The organism is Arthrobacter sp. M4 (assembly GCF_020251205.1).
Classification (GTDB): domain Bacteria; phylum Actinomycetota; class Actinomycetes; order Actinomycetales; family Micrococcaceae; genus Arthrobacter.
Genome location: NZ_JAIWYX010000010.1, coordinates 46,272 through 61,057 on the forward strand (window position 1 = coordinate 46,272; position 14,786 = coordinate 61,057).

Annotated in this window: 13 protein-coding genes; 6 read left to right on the top strand and 7 right to left on the bottom strand. The window is 63.9% G+C overall.

What is annotated here, in order from left to right; genetic code table 11:
• Nucleotides 1–15 precede the first annotated feature (15 nt).
• The 4 genes from LD110_RS17130 to LD110_RS17145 form a co-directional block, all read right to left on the bottom strand.
• A complete protein-coding gene (locus LD110_RS17130) occupies nucleotides 16–327 on the bottom strand; it encodes an Lsr2 family protein (protein ID WP_225500381.1) in 312 nt (103 codons plus the stop codon).
• Between the two features lie 443 nt (nucleotides 328–770).
• Nucleotides 771–1,178: a response regulator transcription factor gene (locus tag LD110_RS17135; protein ID WP_225500383.1), complete on the bottom strand. Its 408-nt coding sequence runs from the start codon at nucleotides 1,176–1,178 to the stop codon at nucleotides 771–773.
• 215 nt (nucleotides 1,179–1,393) lie between these two features.
• Nucleotides 1,394–1,645: a hypothetical protein gene (locus tag LD110_RS17140; protein WP_225500385.1), complete on the bottom strand. Its 252-nt coding sequence runs from the start codon at nucleotides 1,643–1,645 to the stop codon at nucleotides 1,394–1,396.
• Nucleotides 1,646–1,825: 180 nt separating this feature from the next.
• The gene (locus tag LD110_RS17145; RefSeq protein ID WP_225500387.1) at nucleotides 1,826–3,769 is read right to left on the bottom strand and encodes a BCCT family transporter; all 1,944 of its coding nucleotides are present in this window, start codon (nucleotides 3,767–3,769) and stop codon (nucleotides 1,826–1,828) included.
• 332 nt (nucleotides 3,770–4,101) lie between these two features.
• Here LD110_RS17145 and LD110_RS17150 point away from each other — a divergent pair, with 332 nt between their 5' ends.
• From LD110_RS17150 to LD110_RS17175, 6 genes are all read left to right on the top strand, one after another.
• The gene (locus tag LD110_RS17150) at nucleotides 4,102–5,292 is read left to right on the top strand and encodes an NAD(P)/FAD-dependent oxidoreductase (RefSeq protein ID WP_225500389.1); all 1,191 of its coding nucleotides are present in this window, start codon (nucleotides 4,102–4,104) and stop codon (nucleotides 5,290–5,292) included.
• Nucleotides 5,293–5,404: 112 nt separating this feature from the next.
• A complete protein-coding gene (locus LD110_RS17155) occupies nucleotides 5,405–6,541 on the top strand; it encodes an aromatic ring-hydroxylating dioxygenase subunit alpha (protein ID WP_374200358.1) in 1,137 nt (378 codons plus the stop codon).
• Nucleotides 6,542–6,553: 12 nt separating this feature from the next.
• Nucleotides 6,554–6,754 carry a hypothetical protein gene (locus tag LD110_RS17160; protein ID WP_225500393.1) on the top strand — a complete coding sequence of 67 codons (201 nt, stop codon included), beginning with the start codon at nucleotides 6,554–6,556 and terminating at the stop codon, nucleotides 6,752–6,754.
• Between the two features lie 68 nt (nucleotides 6,755–6,822).
• Entirely contained in the window at nucleotides 6,823–7,920 is a 1,098-nt protein-coding gene (locus LD110_RS17165; protein ID WP_225500395.1) for a glycine betaine/L-proline ABC transporter ATP-binding protein, read from the top strand.
• Nucleotides 7,917–10,013: a proline/glycine betaine ABC transporter permease gene (locus LD110_RS17170; protein ID WP_225500397.1), complete on the top strand. Its 2,097-nt coding sequence runs from the start codon at nucleotides 7,917–7,919 to the stop codon at nucleotides 10,011–10,013. Before LD110_RS17165 ends, LD110_RS17170 begins: the two co-directional genes overlap by 4 nt.
• A 111-nt stretch (nucleotides 10,014–10,124) precedes the next feature.
• Complete coding sequence (locus tag LD110_RS17175; protein WP_225500399.1) at nucleotides 10,125–11,108, top strand: ABC transporter substrate-binding protein; 984 nt, start codon at nucleotides 10,125–10,127, stop codon at nucleotides 11,106–11,108.
• A gap of 174 nt (nucleotides 11,109–11,282) precedes the next feature.
• Here the strand turns inward: LD110_RS17175 and LD110_RS17180 are convergent, their stop codons facing one another.
• The 3 genes from LD110_RS17180 to LD110_RS17190 all read right to left on the bottom strand — a co-directional run bounded on the left by LD110_RS17180 (nucleotide 11,283) and on the right by LD110_RS17190 (nucleotide 14,723).
• Nucleotides 11,283–12,086, bottom strand: a complete 804-nt coding sequence (locus LD110_RS17180) for an IclR family transcriptional regulator (RefSeq protein WP_225500400.1) — start codon at nucleotides 12,084–12,086, stop codon at nucleotides 11,283–11,285.
• 286 nt (nucleotides 12,087–12,372) lie between these two features.
• Entirely contained in the window at nucleotides 12,373–13,299 is a 927-nt protein-coding gene (gene fdhD / locus LD110_RS17185) for a formate dehydrogenase accessory sulfurtransferase FdhD (RefSeq protein ID WP_225500402.1), read from the bottom strand.
• Nucleotides 13,287–14,723: a molybdopterin molybdotransferase MoeA gene (locus LD110_RS17190; RefSeq protein WP_225500404.1), complete on the bottom strand. Its 1,437-nt coding sequence runs from the start codon at nucleotides 14,721–14,723 to the stop codon at nucleotides 13,287–13,289. The genes fdhD and LD110_RS17190 overlap by 13 nt, the downstream gene beginning before the upstream one ends.
• Nucleotides 14,724–14,786 lie beyond the last annotated feature (63 nt).

The window sequence follows — 14,786 nt, forward strand, 5'->3', positions numbered from 1 at the left end:
GGCAAAGTCCAGCAGTCACTCGCCCGCGTGCGCCAGGAACCTATCGACGACGTCGTAGCGAACCCGGCCGCGCGGGCTCACTCTTATCCCTTGGGCCGAGGCCCACTCCCGCACTGCCTTTGCCGTGGCAGCGTCCAGGCTCCGCGGATCCGGCTTCTTCTTGTGTGCCCGCAGCTTCCGCCCGGTGGCTACGTACGGTTCCAACGCCTGGCGAAGACGATCGGCATTAGCGTCGTTCAAGGCGATCTCGTACTGGACCCCATCCAAGGAGAACCGGACCACCTGGGTTGCGGGTCCGCCGTCGAGCGCGTCTGCCTCAACCGCCACCGCGGTGTCTTTGCCCAAAGTCGCAGCACGAGGCGGGCGGGCGCGGGCGCCCGACCGCGAAGTGGAACGCTCCCGCGAAGCAGAGCGCTCCCGCGTGGAATTACGCTCGCGCGTGGGATGCCCCAGCGTCGAATGCATGGCTGGCGCATGGACCGCAAGGGTTTGCGACGCGGGCGCACGGGGCTCGGGTGCTTGAGAATCGGACCCTGGGTCTCGCGGCGAATGGAAGCGGGACGTTGTGCTAATTCTGGGCGCAGCCATGGCAACTCCTGCATGGAGGGACGCCGGACTACTTCAGCGAGGTATGCGCACAAAGGTATCCCGAAGGGTGCCAGCAGTCCACCACCGCCGGGCCAAGTCACGACAGTTCGTACCCTTAAACGCGCTTATGAGGGGACTGATCTGTACCAAAACTGGCAGGTACCCGGATGGTCGAAGGAGGTTTAGCCGGTGGCCCGGAGCGTCGTTGGCAGCGGGGGAGTGCCGCCGGGGTCGAGCAAAGCGCTGGCCACCGCTCGCAATTCGCGGGGGCTGAAGGGCTTCTCCACGTAAGCGTCGGCGACTGCGGCGGTACGAGTGCTGGTGGGAAGGTGGACGGGGCGGGCGCTGACCACAATTACGGGGGCTTTCGAAACGTTTTTGAGTGCGTGGATGAGCATGGCGCCGTCGGAATCGGGGAGGCCCAGATCAAGGGTGATGAGTGCCGGATCGATCGCGGGAACCAGGCGCAGGCCCTCCGCGCCGCTCGTGGCTACGTGCGGCTCGAGTCCCAGCTTGGACAGGACTAGTTTGATGAGCCCGCCGATGTCATCGTCGTCTTCGATGATTAGGCACGTGCGCTCGTGATCCATCCGGCCCCCTCAGCCTGTCCGTGACGCCTTGATTGTAGGACTGCGATCGCCGTGCAGTCACCCGTTTTGGGGAATAAGTCCTTCCGCTGCCGGCCGTCGCCTTTGCAAGGCGATGAAGGCCAAACGGGAGACGACGACGGCGTGTGGTTCCGCCGTCGTTGTCTCCCGTTGTCGGGCGCTTGGGCGAGTCGGTCTATTGGCCCCAGGCGGCTGCGCTAGTCCGGGATTTCCATTTGGAAGCCGCAGGCACAGCGCAGGACTCGGGTCTGAAGGTAAATGTCGAACGACCGATCAGTGGGGTCGGTCTCGGTGGACATCGGCGTCTGGATGCTGCTGACTTCACCGCCGATGGTGTGCATGGGCTCGCCGCAGTGCATAAAGTCCGCCCCCGACTGCAGCAGCTCTACGGTGTCTGCGGCAAGCGTGTGGCGGACGTAGGGAAGCCATGCATCGGAGATGGTCGACATTGACGTGCTCCTCGGTTGCTGAATGGGACACCCTCTGCATGAGTGATCGCCATCACACCCTAGACGGGCTTAGCGCTGGAAAGCAAGGCGCCGTTCCGGAAAGTGGACGCTGCCAAAACAAAAAGCGGGTGGTCCCGACACTTTGATGAGTGTCGGGACCACCCGCTTATTCAGTATTGCCTAGGTGATGTTTTGCTTGCCTGGGCAGGGTGCCCCCTCGGGGCAGTTTTGGTCGCATTCATGTTTGGTGACGAGGTTGAATTGCGTGCCGCCGTGTTGTTCGACGCCGGTTCTGATGGCGCGCTCGACGACGGTGTCGGCAAGGCGCCGACGGAGGGAGAGGGGATCCCGGCGGAGGTCCTTCGTGAGGGCGACGCAGAGCAGAAGCATAACGATGACGAAGGGCAGGGCGACGACGATGGTTATGCGTTGTAGGCCGGAGAGCGCTTCGGAGGGTTCGTCGCCGCCCGCGAGGAGCATAACGGCTGCAACGGCCCCGGTGAGGGCGCCCCAGAAGATCACGACGCCGCGGCGTGGGTCTTCGGCTCCGTTGGAGGACAGGGAGCCCATGACGATGGAGGCAGCGTCCGCTCCGGTGATGAAGAAGATCGCGACCAGGACCATAGCCAGGACTATGACGGCGGCAATTCCCCAGGTGGGGATGTTCAGGTTCTTGACGAGGTCGAAGAGGGCGCCGTCGAAGTTCACGGTGGGGGTGCCGTTAGTCATAGTGAGCAGGCCCAGGGCGCCAGTCTTGTCCGCTTCCTCCTGGATGTGGAAGGCGGTGCCACCGAAGATGCCGAACCAGATGACGGAAACGATGGACGGAACCAGGAGGACGCCGGTGACAAACTGGCGGATTGTGCGCCCGCGGCTGATGCGGGCGATGAAGAGGCCCACGAAGGGGGTCCAGGAGATCCACCAGGCCCAGTAGAAGATGGTCCAGGAGGACATCCAGGCGCGGAGGGCTTCGTCGCCGATGGCTTCGGTGCGGGTGGACATTTCAGCCAAGTCGCGGACGTAGTCGCCCACGGCGGCGGGGATGAGGTTGAGGATGAAGAGGGTGGGCCCGGCTACGAAGACGATGAGGGCGAGCACGACGGCCAGAACCATGTTGATGTTGGAGAGCCATTGGATGCCGCGGCTGATGCCGGAGACGGCGGAGGCGACGAAGCAGAAGGTGAGCACAGCGACGATGACGACCAAGACGGGAGTGCCGATTTCACCCACCCAGCCATTGGAGGTCATGCCGGAGCCGATCTGCAGGGCGCCCAGGCCCAGGGAGGCGGCCGTGCCAAAGAGGGTGGCGAAGATGGCCAGGATGTTGATGATTTTGCCGACCGGTCCCTCGACGGTGCGGATGCCGAAGAGCGAGGTGAAGGCCACGGAAATCAGCTGGCGCCGGCCCAGGCGGTAGCTGCCGTAGGCCATGGCAATGCCGACGACGGCATACATCGCCCAGGGGTGCAGGGTCCAGTGGAAGATGGAGGTTGCCATCGCGGTCTGGATGGCGGCCGGGGTGTGGCCGTCCACGGTGCCAGGCGGCGGGGAGATGTAGTGGTAGAGGGGTTCGGCGACGCCGTAGAACATGAGGCCAATGCCCATTCCGGCGGCGAACATCATCGCGACCCAGGACACCGTGCGGTATTCGGGTTTTTCGCCGTCCTTGCCCAGCGGGATGTTGCCGAACTTGCCCATTGCGAGCCATAGCACGAAGACCACAAACAACGAGGCCAGCACCATAAAGAGCCAGCCGGTGTACTCCATCACCCAGTTCAGCACGCCCTTGGACGTCTCGGACAGGCTGTCCCGGCCCATGAAGCCCCAGACCACGAAGGCCAGGGCGATGGCGCCCGTGATCCCGAAAGTCACCTTGTCCAGGGACAACATCCGATTCCGCCGCTGCGAAACCGCGTGCTCCGTCCGGGTCAACCGCAGCTCCTGCAGGATCTGCTCATACTCCTCAGCATCCTGAAGGGTGTTTGCGGTTTCGTCTTCGGGAATGGCAACGATAGTTTCGATCGCCTCGTCTGAGGCAAGTGCTGTTGTTCTTAGGTCATCGGGGCCGTTGCCTGCTGGCGGGCGTTTCTCCGGCGTGGGTTTGACGTCACTGTTTATAGCCATACGTGCTTCCTTTTGATTGAAGTCATGAGCTAGCGGGGCGTCCACGCGGGTCAGCCTCGGAGGAAGGCTGGGCTCTTTGTCGGATTCGCTAACCATGATTTCGCCATCAATGACTCGTTCAGGGATCAATTTTGCGGACGTTGGCTGAGCTAATCTCGGCGTTCCGTCACAATCAACAGATTTCGCGGTAAGCAACAGAGTGCTCTAGCTCACCGGCAAAGTCAAGGTTTTTCTCATTGTTTGCACATCCTTGACATTGCACGTGGTGTGCGTCACTCTGTTGCATATCGTGATTGTTGTTGCGTAGCAAGCAATTAGAAATGGGTTGATTTATGCAGACGCTTGCGATCGTGGGAGCCTCCCTCGCCGGACTTTCGGCGGCCCGGGCTGCCCGCGCCCAAGGATTTGCGGGACGGTTGGTCATCATTGGCGATGAGCATCACCGTCCCTATGACCGGCCGCCGCTCTCCAAGGACTTTCTGTTGGGCGCAATCACGGCCGAAGACCTCTTCCTGGAGTCGGACGACGACGGGCTGCATGCGGAGTGGCTCCTAGGCGGCGGTGCCGTCGGTTTTGACGCGGCCACAAAGACGATCACCTTGCACGATGGCCAAAACGTCACCGCCGACGGAGTTGTCATCGCCACGGGAGCGCGTGCGCGTCAGCTCCCGGCCCTGGCCGACCGAGACAATGTTTTTTACCTCCGCACCATCGCCGATGCTCAGGGCCTGGCCCCGAAGCTTGTGGCCGGCGGCCGCATGGCGGTGATCGGGGCAGGTTTCATAGGTGCCGAGGTTGCTTCCGCTGCTGCGTCCCGGGGCATGGAAGTCACCATGATCAACAACACCCCGGTGCCGTTCGCCGTCCAGCTTGGTGACGAAATGGGGGAGATCGTTGCCCGGCTCCACGCAGTCAACGGGGTTGAACTGATTTCTGACGCAGTTGTCGAAGAATTCCATGGCGCCGACGGACAAGTTACCGGCCTCCGCTTGGCCGACGGCAGGGAGTTTGCCACCGACGTCGTAGTGGTTGGTATTGGCGCGCAGCCCAACATCGAGTGGCTTGGTGACTCAGGCCTGGAGCTCGGCAATGGTGTCCTGTGCGACTCGATGGGCCGCACGAATGTTCCGGGTGTTGTGGCGGTGGGGGACTGCGCCGCCTGGTTCGATGCCGCCGTCGGGACGCACCACAGGATTGAGCACTGGACCGGCGCGCTGGAGCGCGCGGCGCTGGCGGTGCAGGTATTGCTGGATGACGACGCTCCGCAGCAGCCGCTGAAGGCGCCCTACTTCTGGTCGGACCAGCACGGGGTGAAGATCCAGTTCGCCGGGCACACCGCCGGGCACGACCGGCTGGAGATCGAGGCCGGCGACCCGCAGGATCACAGCTTCCTGGCCGTGTACTACCGCGGCGAGACCCCGGTGGCGGTCCTGGGCATGAACCAGCCCCGGCTCTTCACTAAGTGGCGCCGCAGCCTGGCCTCACCGGCAGCCACAGTGGCGAGTGCCGCCGTCGGGCACTAAGCGCAGAGGCAGTGAGGGGACTGATGCGTACACAAACCCCGGTCCCTGAACCCTTTTTGAGTTTCTTCTTTTCCGAGCTTTGTTGTTCTAGGAGGATGTTTTGACTGCAGAGATGGTGACCACGCCGAGCCTGATTCCGACGCTGCCGGGGTCCACGTATGTGGACGAGGGGGTGTTCCGGGCCGAGCAGGAGCGTATTTTCGAGCAGATGTGGTTCTGCGCGATCCGCTCTTCGGACCTGGAGAAGGCCGGGTCGTGGAAGACGGTGCAGATCGGCAGGGAATCAGTGCTGATTTCCCGCACCCGAAAGGGTCAGATCCGGGCGTTTTACAACATCTGTCGGCACCGCGGGGTGAAGCTGTGCATGGAGGAGCAGGGCGAAGCGGCCCGTTCCTTCCAGTGCCCGTACCACGCCTGGACCTATGATTTCGAGGGCAAGCTGATCGCAGCGCCGAACCTGACCAAGATGCCGGACATCGACCGGGACGAGTACGGCCTGGTCAAGGTGCCCGTCCGCGAGTACCTGGGCTACGTGTGGGTGTGCCTGGCCGAGGAACCGCCCTCCTTCGAGGAGGAAGTGATGGGCGCGATCGAGGAACGCCTCGGGGACGTGCACAAAATCGACGGGTATGACGTGGCCAACCTGTCCGTGGGCCGGCGGATCAAGTACGACGTGAAGGCCAACTGGAAGCTCATCATCGAGAACTTCATGGAGTGCTACCACTGCGCCACGATCCACCCGGAACTGACCGAGGTGCTGCCGGAGTTTGCCGACGGGCTGGCCGCGCAGTACTTCGTAGGCCACGGCGCGGAGTTCGGCGAGAACATCAAGGGCTTCACCGTGGACGGTTCCGAGGGCCTGGACGTCATCCCCGGCGTGTCCGAGGACCAGGACCGCCGCTACTACGCGATCACCATCAAGCCCACCGTGTTCGTGAACCTGGTCCCGGACCACGTGATCATCCACCGGATGTTCCCGCTGGCCGCGGACCACACCATCGTCGAATGCGACTGGCTCTACCTGCCGTCCGTGGTGGAATCCGGCAAGGACGTCAGCGCCTCCGTGGAACTGTTCCACCGGGTCAACCAGCAGGACTTCGACGCCTGCGAACGCTGCCAGCCCGCCATGGGCTCCAAGATCTACGCCAAGGGCGGTGTCCTGGTCCCCAGCGAACACCACATCGGCGCCTTCCACGACTGGGTCAACGAAAAAATCGGCGACGTCGTCCCCGTCAGTCAGCACGGCTGAACGGAAACCGTCGTGGGGCAAGCCGATGTCTCCCATCCGCCTTCCGCTTCAGCTGCTGCCCAGGGGGATGCAACGCGGCTTGAGACTTGTCCGCCGGTCGCGCTCTTCGACACCGAAGAGGGCGACAGGCACGCGACCGGCGACGTCTACCTTCACGAATCCGACGAAGTACCAAACACGCCGCCGCGGATCAGCGTCGACGGCCTTGCCTAGGAGCAGAGCATGACAGCCATGCACTTGAGATCCATCGAAGTTGGGGGAACAGGAAAGAGGTGGTCATCATGACCACCCACACGGTGGGGAACGTGACCCTCAGCGCTAATGCGAAAGAGAGCGCGCTCAAGGTCGACGGCCTTTGGAAGATCTTCGGCCAGAAGGCCGACAAGATCATGGGCACACCGGACGCCCAGCTCTCGCGCAAGGACCTTCAGCAGAAGACAGGCTGCCTCGCCGCAGTCAAGGACGTTTCCTTCGAGGTGGCCCCTGGCGAAGTCTTCGTCGTCATGGGCCTCTCCGGCTCAGGCAAGTCGACCCTGGTGCGCCTCCTCACGCGGCTCATCGAACCGACAGCCGGGAGCGTCACGATCAACGGTGAGGAGGTCACCCGGGCGAGCAAGGCCAGGCTGAGGTCCCTCCGCCGGAACCACATGGCAATGGTCTTCCAGCAGTTCGGCCTTCTGCCGCACCGCAAGGTGATCGACAACGTCGCCTACGGCCTGGAAGTCCGCGGCGAGGGGAAGTCCAAGCGCCTCACACGGGCCCAGGACATGGTGGACCTCGTAGGGCTCTCCGGCTACGAGAATTCGTTCCCGGACCAGCTGTCGGGCGGAATGCAGCAGCGCGTCGGCCTGGCGCGCGCACTCGCTGTGGATCCAGAGGTCTTGCTCTTCGACGAGCCGTTCTCTGCGCTGGACCCCCTGATCCGCCGTGACATGCAGAATGAGGTCGTCCGGCTGCATGAGGAAGTAGGGAAGACGATGGTCTTCATCACTCACGACCTGCAGGAGGCGCTCAAGCTTGGCGATCGAATCCTCATCATGCGTGACGGTGAGATCGTCCAGGTCGGCACTCCGGCCGACGTAGTGGCTAACCCTGTGGACGACTACGTGCGTGACTTCGTCTCCGAGGTTCCCCGCTCGCACGTCCTAACGCTGCGTTACGTGGTGCGCCCGCCTCGCCACGGTGAGCCACTCGATGGGCCGGTGATGCAGGCCAACCGCATCGTGCGGGACGCTGCCCAGCAAGTCCTGCGCTCGGCGATGCCAGTGCGGGTTTACGACGGCGAGCAGTTCCTCGGACTGGTCGACGACGACGACATCCTGCGCGTTGTCGTCGCCGAAGAGTCGTCCCCGGCGTCCAACTCTGGCGGTGCGTCGTGAGCATCGCAACAGAACGGGCCGACCGCCGTCGACGGTCCGGCGAGGAGCCTTCCGAACCTCCGCGCCGGCGACCCCCCACCACCCCGCCTGTGGTTTCCGCCGGGAATACAGCACCTGGATTCCTCCGCCGAAACTGGCGCAGCCTGGCTATTGCAGGCTTGGCAGCCTTCTGGCTCGTCCTCTGGGCCGCCCAGAGAGGAACCCAGACACTCGAGCTAGGCGGAGCTGACAAGACCGAAGTCCATCTCTGGCTCAACAACGTGCGGAACAGCTTCGACGCGGCCCGGAACGATTCGCCGTTCTTCGCCTACGTCGTCCAGCCGATTACGGACGGAATCAATGGGCTGGTGACGTTCCTTCAGCACCTGTTTAGCCAAGCCTCGGCCGGGCGGCCGGTTCCGGAAGTCGGGTGGCTCGGGCTAGTTGTGCTGCTCGTCTGGCTCGCGTTCGCCTTCGCCGGGGTACGCTCGATGCTCCTGGTCGGGGTGTTCGTGCTGCTCTTCGGCTTCTTCGGGTACTGGCGGGAGAGCATCGACACGCTCATCGTGACGTTCGTCGCAGTTGGCCTCAGTACCGTCGTCGGGCTCCCACTGGGTATCTGGATGTCGCGAAGCCGCCGAGCATCGGCCGCCGTCACGCCCGTGCTGGATGTCATGCAGACGCTACCGTCCTTCGCTTACCTTGCGCCGCTCGCGCTGGTGTTCGGCATCGGGCCAGCGGTGGCGATCGTCGCGACGATCATTTACGCGCTCCCGCCTCTTGTGCGCATCACCGAGCACGGCATCCGGACCGTTTCTCCGACCACGCTTGAAGCAGTAACGTCCATGGGCAGCACCTCATGGCAGACGCTGGCGAAAGCGCAGCTACCCATGGCTCGCCGCACGATCGTTGTTGGCATCAACCAGTGCACTATGGCTGCGCTTTCCATGGCGACCATTTCCGCTCTCATCAACGGCCCCGGCCTCGGCATCCCCGTGGTGCAGGCGCTGCAGTCCCTCGACGTCGGCTCTGCCTTCGTCTCCGGCCTTGCCATCGTTCTCATGGCCATCATGCTGGACCGCACCACAACAGCCGCATCTGAACGCTCGAGCATCGCTGCGCGCATCCAGCGTGGATCCGGAGCCAGCCGGAACGGCATCCTCGGCGGCCAGCGGCGGCGCAGGATGATCATCCTCGCGGGCGCCGTAGTTACCGCGGCGGCGATCTACCTCTCGCACAACTTCCTGGCTTTCGCGAAGTTCCCGTCGTCGCCCGACCTTGGGGGCCCGCTGGGCAAGGCGGTATCGTCCCTCACATCCTGGTTCGTGGGCACCTTCGCCGGCCTCACAGGATGGCTCAAGGAATCGGTGACGGCCCTGCTCGTCAACCCTCTGGAGTCCCTCCTTGCACAGTCTCCGTGGTGGGCCACAGGGCTTGTCCTGCTTGGTCTCGCCTTTGTGCTCGCCGGTCGACGGGCCGCCGTCATCACCCTAGCCTGCGAGGCGGTTATCCTCGGCACAGGCCTGTGGAACGAGAGCATGAAGACGCTCGCCACCACACTCGTGGCAACGGCCGTAGTGGTGCTCGTGGCTATCTGCCTGGGCGTCTGGATGGGCCGAAACAAGCTTGCCGACTCGGTCATCCGCCCTGTGCTCGATGCCTTTCAGACAATTCCGTCGTTCGTCTACCTCGTGCCAGCGCTCGCCCTTTTTGGCCCCACGCGGTTCACAGCTATCGTCGCCGCGTTCGCTTACGGTGTGCCGATCGCCACGAAGCTCGTCGCGGACGGTATACGCGGCGTCTCCCCGGTCACCATTGAGGCAACGGAATCGATGGGCACCACCCCGTGGCAGATGGTCTCGAAGGTCCAGCTTCCCATGGCCCGCTCAGCCGTGGTCCTCGCCGCGAACCAGGGCCTGCTCTACGTCCTTTCGATGGTTGTCGTAGGGGGACTCGTCGGTGGTGGGGGCCTAGGGTACCTCGTCGTAGCCGGCTTCTCGCAGAGTCAACTCTTCGGCAAGGGGCTCGCCGCCGGCATCGCGATCACTGCCCTCGGCGTCATGCTCGACCGCATCACCCAGCACGCGGCTGCCCGTTTCGGCAGCCCCCGATAACTGCCCGTTGGGCAGCCCCCGATAACTGCCCGTTGGGCAGCCCCCCAATAACAGCCCGTTCGGCAGCCTTCCATAACTGCCCGTTCGGCAGACCCCCAACAAAGGAATACTGTGAAAAAACCATCAAGATACCTTGCCTCAAGGGCGGGGAAGAGCACGCTTGCCGCACTCGCCATCTCAGCGGTTCTTGGGCTGACAGCCTGCGGCGGCGATATCGGAGCCTCAGCCTCAGGCGGCGGCAGCAAGAGTAACTGCGGCACGTTCAACATCGCTGTGAATCCGTGGGTCGGGTACGAAGCGGACGCCCACGTGGTGGGCACTGTGGCCAAGGAGAAGCTCGGCTGCACCGTCAACTACAAGACCCTCAAGGAAGAAGTCGCTTGGCAGGGCTTCGGCAGCGGCGATGTGGACACCGTTCTGGAGAACTGGGGCCACCCGGACCTGACCGAGAAGTACATCAAGCAACAGAAGACCGCCGTCGACGCCGGACCCACGGGCAACACCGGCGTGATCGGCTGGTACGTGCCGCCATGGATGGCCAAGCAGTACCCGGACATCACCGACTCCAAGAACCTCAACAAGTACGCCGACCTGTTCAAGACCTCCGAGTCCGGAGGCCAGGGCCAGCTGCTCGACGGCGACCCCTCGTTCGTGACCAACGACGACGCCCTCGTGAAGAACCTCGGCCTGAACTTCAAGGTCGTCTACGCCGGCAGCGAGCCTGCGCTCATCCAGGCGTTCCGCCAGGCCGAGCAGAACAAGACCCCGCTCATTGGCTACTTCTACGAGCCGCAATGGTTCTTGGCCGAGGTCCCGCTCGTGAAGGTCAACCTACCGGCGTACACGGAGGGCTGCGACGCCGATGCGGCCAAGGTCGCGTGCGACTACCCGAAGTACGACCTCAACAAGATCGCCTCCACCAAATTCGCCAATTCCGGCAGTCCCGCGTATTCGCTCCTCAAGAATTTCAAGTGGACCAACCAGGACCAGAACACGGTGGCCGGATACATTGCCCGCGACAATATGAGCGCCGATGCGGCCGCGAAGAAATGGATCGACGCGAACCCTGACAAGGTTGCCGCGTGGCTTAAATAACGGGCGTCTCCCGAGAAGAGAACCCGAGCCAAAACTGCTGAGCCGCTGAGGCTACTGGTGCAGAGTCACCAGTAGCCTCAGCGGCTCTTTCTTTAAATCCCAGTTTTGTTAGTAGTGGAGGTCCCTTTGCGGGAGTCCTCCGCCGGGAGTCCTCCGCGTCGCCAAGGCCGAGGGTTACCGCCGGGTGTAGCCCATCTTCGCGCTGATCCGGAGCCCAGCTGCGCGCAGCACTTCGACCAGTCCTGGGACTTTTTCCGGTTCGAAGCGGAACGCCGGACCGGAAATACTCACGGCTCCGATCACCGTGCCGAGGTGGTTGTACACCGGCACCGCGATGGCGTTCAGCCCGATTTCGAGTTCCTCATGCGTTTCGGCGTAACCCTTGTGGGCTACGTCCAGCAGCTGCTTTTCCAAGTCATCACGGTTGGTGATGGTCTTTGGCGTCCTGGCAGGCAATCCGGTTACCTTGATGATCCGGTCACGCTCCTCTGCAGGCAGCGCAGCCAGGAGGACCTTGCCGCTGGACGTGGCGTGCAGCGGCGTCAGCCCGCCTACCCAGTCGTGTGTCGCCAGCGTGGAGGGCCCCAAAGCCTGGTCGACGTTAACCGCGTAATTGGACCGCAGGACCGCCAGATTGACGGTTTCCTTGGATTCCTCGGCGAGGCTCTCCAAGATGGGCCGTGCCTCCCGGACAAGGCTGAGCCGTGCCGGGATGGAAGTAGCCAGGCGGAGGATACCGAAGCCCAGCCGGTACTTCCCGCGGTCACTGTTCTGATAAACCATTTCCCGGCTGACGAGTGATCCCAGCAATCGGAAAACGGTGGACTTGTGGACGCCCATTTCCTCGGCGATTTCACTCACGCCCGCGTGCCCGTCGCGGGCAAGGATTTCCAGGATTTGCAGGGCACGATCAACGGACTGCACGCCGCCGGGCTGCCCTTCTGGCCCCTTCTCTGCTTCCGGTTCGTTTGTGGCCATGATCCATACCCCTATGTGTTGCTTTGGCCAATCTAGAGGTTCGAATCGTCCTCTCTGTTTGATTGATCCTAGACCGGAATAGGTGTTGACCCCACATTCATTCTGGTCACAGCAGGCCGGGGTAAGGAGCTGAGAAGCGGAAAGTCGCCCCACTGGCCGGAAGGGGTGTTGTTGGATCATCACCGGCAGTGGAAGCGACTTCCTTGATACAACTATATCACAATAAAGATATATCAGTTGGGAACTTGAGCTTTCTTGGTCAGTTCACGGGGCCATTACGACGACGTCAGTCGCCTTGCGCTACGGCGCGGCACTCCAGCGTCGCCGTGTTGCGGGGCGGTGTTGTGGGGCCGTTGTGGGCGGGGCTGATGCGGTCCTTGCCGGCGTAGACATTCAGGCTGCTGCCCCGGCTGAAACCCACCAGGGTCAGGCCCGTTTCCTCGGCCAGCTCCACGGCCAGGCTGGACGGGGCGCTCACCGCGGCCAGCACCGGAATCCCGGCCAGGGCAGCCTTCTGCACCAGCTCAAACGAGGCCCGCCCGGAAACCTGCAGCACCGTCCCGGACAACGGCAGCCCACCCTGGCGCAACGCCCAGCCAACCACCTTGTCCACCGCATTGTGCCGGCCCACATCCTCCCGCAGGCACAACAGCTCCGGCTCCCCGCGCCCGCCGATCCGGAACAGCCCCGCGGCATGCACACCGCCGGTCTTATCAAACACCGCCTGCGCCTCCCGCAGCCTGCCGGGCAACCCGGCCAGCACATCCACCGGCACCCTCAGCAGGTCCCGACGCAGGTCAAAGGCCAGCGTCTTGCGCACCGCCTCGATCGAATCCGTACCGCAAATCCCGCACGAACTGGACGTGTACACCTTCCGGCCCGTCTCCGGCACCGGCACCCCCGGGCGCAGCTGCGCCTCCACCACATTGAACGTCTGCCGCCCGTCCTCATCCTCCCGGGCACAGAACCGCAACGACACCAGCTCAGCCGCCTCACGGATCACGCCCTCCGAGACCAGGAAACCGGCCACCAGATCAAAATCATCACCCGGCGTGCGCATCGTCACCGCAAACGACAACCCACCAACCCGGATCTCCAGCGGCTCCTCCACCGCCAGCACATCCTCCCGGAACCGCACCGGAATCTCCAACGCAGCATCCGAACCATCCAACAAAAACCGATGAACCTTCCGCCGCTGAATCACACGTCCCATGATTGGCGCCTTCCGAAATTGATGAGGGGCTGACCCTGGCCCGCTGTGAACCAGGGAAGGGGGACTGCCGGAACCGGCTCCCCCAGTTGGACGCCGTGCGGTGGGACCACCATCACGCCATCGGCGGAGGCCAGACCGCGCATCATCCCCGCAGCGGAGTGCTGGGCCGGGGACGCGAGCCCGTACACCAGACGGAACGGCATCAACCGGGTCCGTCCCGGATCCGGATCGATCGTCACCCCGCACGGCACCTCCCCGACGTCGGGCATGTTCCCGTGGCCCAGGGCGGCCAGCAGCGGTCCGGCGATAGTGAACAGTGCCATCATCGCCGCCAACGGATTCCCCGGCAGCCCCACCACGAATCTGCCGTCCGGCAGCTCCGCCAGCACCGCGGGGTGCCCCGGCCGCATCGCGATCCCGTCGATCAGCAACCGCCCGCCCAGCGCAGCGATCGCCGCACGGAAATGGTCCGTCCCGGACCTGCCAGTACCACCGGTGGTGATCACGACGTCGGCAAGCTGCCCACCGGGCCCTGCCTGCCAGGCCGGACCGCCACCCTCCGACACCTCGTCCCGGGACGCCGCGGTGCCTTCCCCCGCCGTGTCTTCCGGCGTCGGGGTATCCTGCAATGCGGCCAGCCACTCGTCATACGAGTCCCCCACCCTGAGCTGCCCGGCCGGAATCCCGCCCAGCATCCCAACCACCGCACCGAGCTGCGGCCCGAAGGTATCCCGTACGCGGCCCGGCTCCGGAACCCCGGAAGTCACCACCTCCGAACCCGTCAGTACAAGCTTCACCACCGGTTTGCCCAAAACCTGAACCTCATCCAGCCCGGCCACCGCCGCCAGAGCCACATGCACCGGATTCAACACAGTCCCCGCGGAAATCAGGACCTCCCCAGCGGCGGCTTCCTCACCGGCCGGACGAATGTGCTGACCGTTGCCCGGCTCACCCGGCCTGGCTCCCTCACCGAGCGTCAACACCGGAAGACCGTCGTCGTCTCTTCCGACCCGCCCGCTCTCGCTGCGCAGCACTGCGGTGGCTCCAGCAGGAACCAGCCCGCCTGTGACAATCGGACAAGCTTGACCAGCCAGCAATCCGCCCTGCACCGCCAGAGCTGTCGGCTCCTGTAGGGACCACGGCCCGGCTCCGTTGATTGCCCAGCCGTCCATCGCCGAGGAAGCATAGTGGGGCAGATCCTGCTCCGCCACCACGTCCACGGCCAGGATCCGGCCAATCGCATCGCCGAGCGGAAGCGGAGCTGCCGGAACAGGCGACGCACACTCAAAAGCCACCCGACGCGCCTCAGCCCACGTGGAAGTGGACTTGCACGCCGTGGTGGCTGACGTCGTCGTACTTGAGCCAGTGAGGGCCGCGCTGCTCGAAGGCGCTGCACTCAGCGAATCTGATTCCTGGAGGGGCATTTCTGTGATTTCCGTTTTGGGAGGGAGGCAAATGCGGGGGCGACCTTTTGGTCGCCCCCGCAC

Bases quoted from the DNA above. Each gene is read 5' to 3' on its own strand.
- LD110_RS17135 (WP_225500383.1), bottom strand. From the start codon at position 1,178: ATGGATCACGAGCGCACGTGCCTAATCATCGAAGACGACGATGACATC.
- LD110_RS17140 (WP_225500385.1), bottom strand. From the start codon at position 1,645: ATGTCGACCATCTCCGATGCATGGCTTCCCTACGTCCGCCACACGCTT.
- LD110_RS17145 (WP_225500387.1), bottom strand. From the start codon at position 3,769: ATGGCTATAAACAGTGACGTCAAACCCACGCCGGAGAAACGCCCGCCA.
- LD110_RS17150 (WP_225500389.1), top strand. From the start codon at position 4,102: ATGCAGACGCTTGCGATCGTGGGAGCCTCCCTCGCCGGACTTTCGGCG.
- LD110_RS17155 (WP_374200358.1), top strand. From the start codon at position 5,405: ATGGTGACCACGCCGAGCCTGATTCCGACGCTGCCGGGGTCCACGTAT.
- LD110_RS17165 (WP_225500395.1), top strand. From the start codon at position 6,823: ATGACCACCCACACGGTGGGGAACGTGACCCTCAGCGCTAATGCGAAA.
- LD110_RS17180 (WP_225500400.1), bottom strand. From the start codon at position 12,086: ATGGCCACAAACGAACCGGAAGCAGAGAAGGGGCCAGAAGGGCAGCCC.
- fdhD (WP_225500402.1), bottom strand. From the start codon at position 13,299: ATGGGACGTGTGATTCAGCGGCGGAAGGTTCATCGGTTTTTGTTGGAT.
- LD110_RS17190 (WP_225500404.1), bottom strand. From the start codon at position 14,723: ATGCCCCTCCAGGAATCAGATTCGCTGAGTGCAGCGCCTTCGAGCAGC.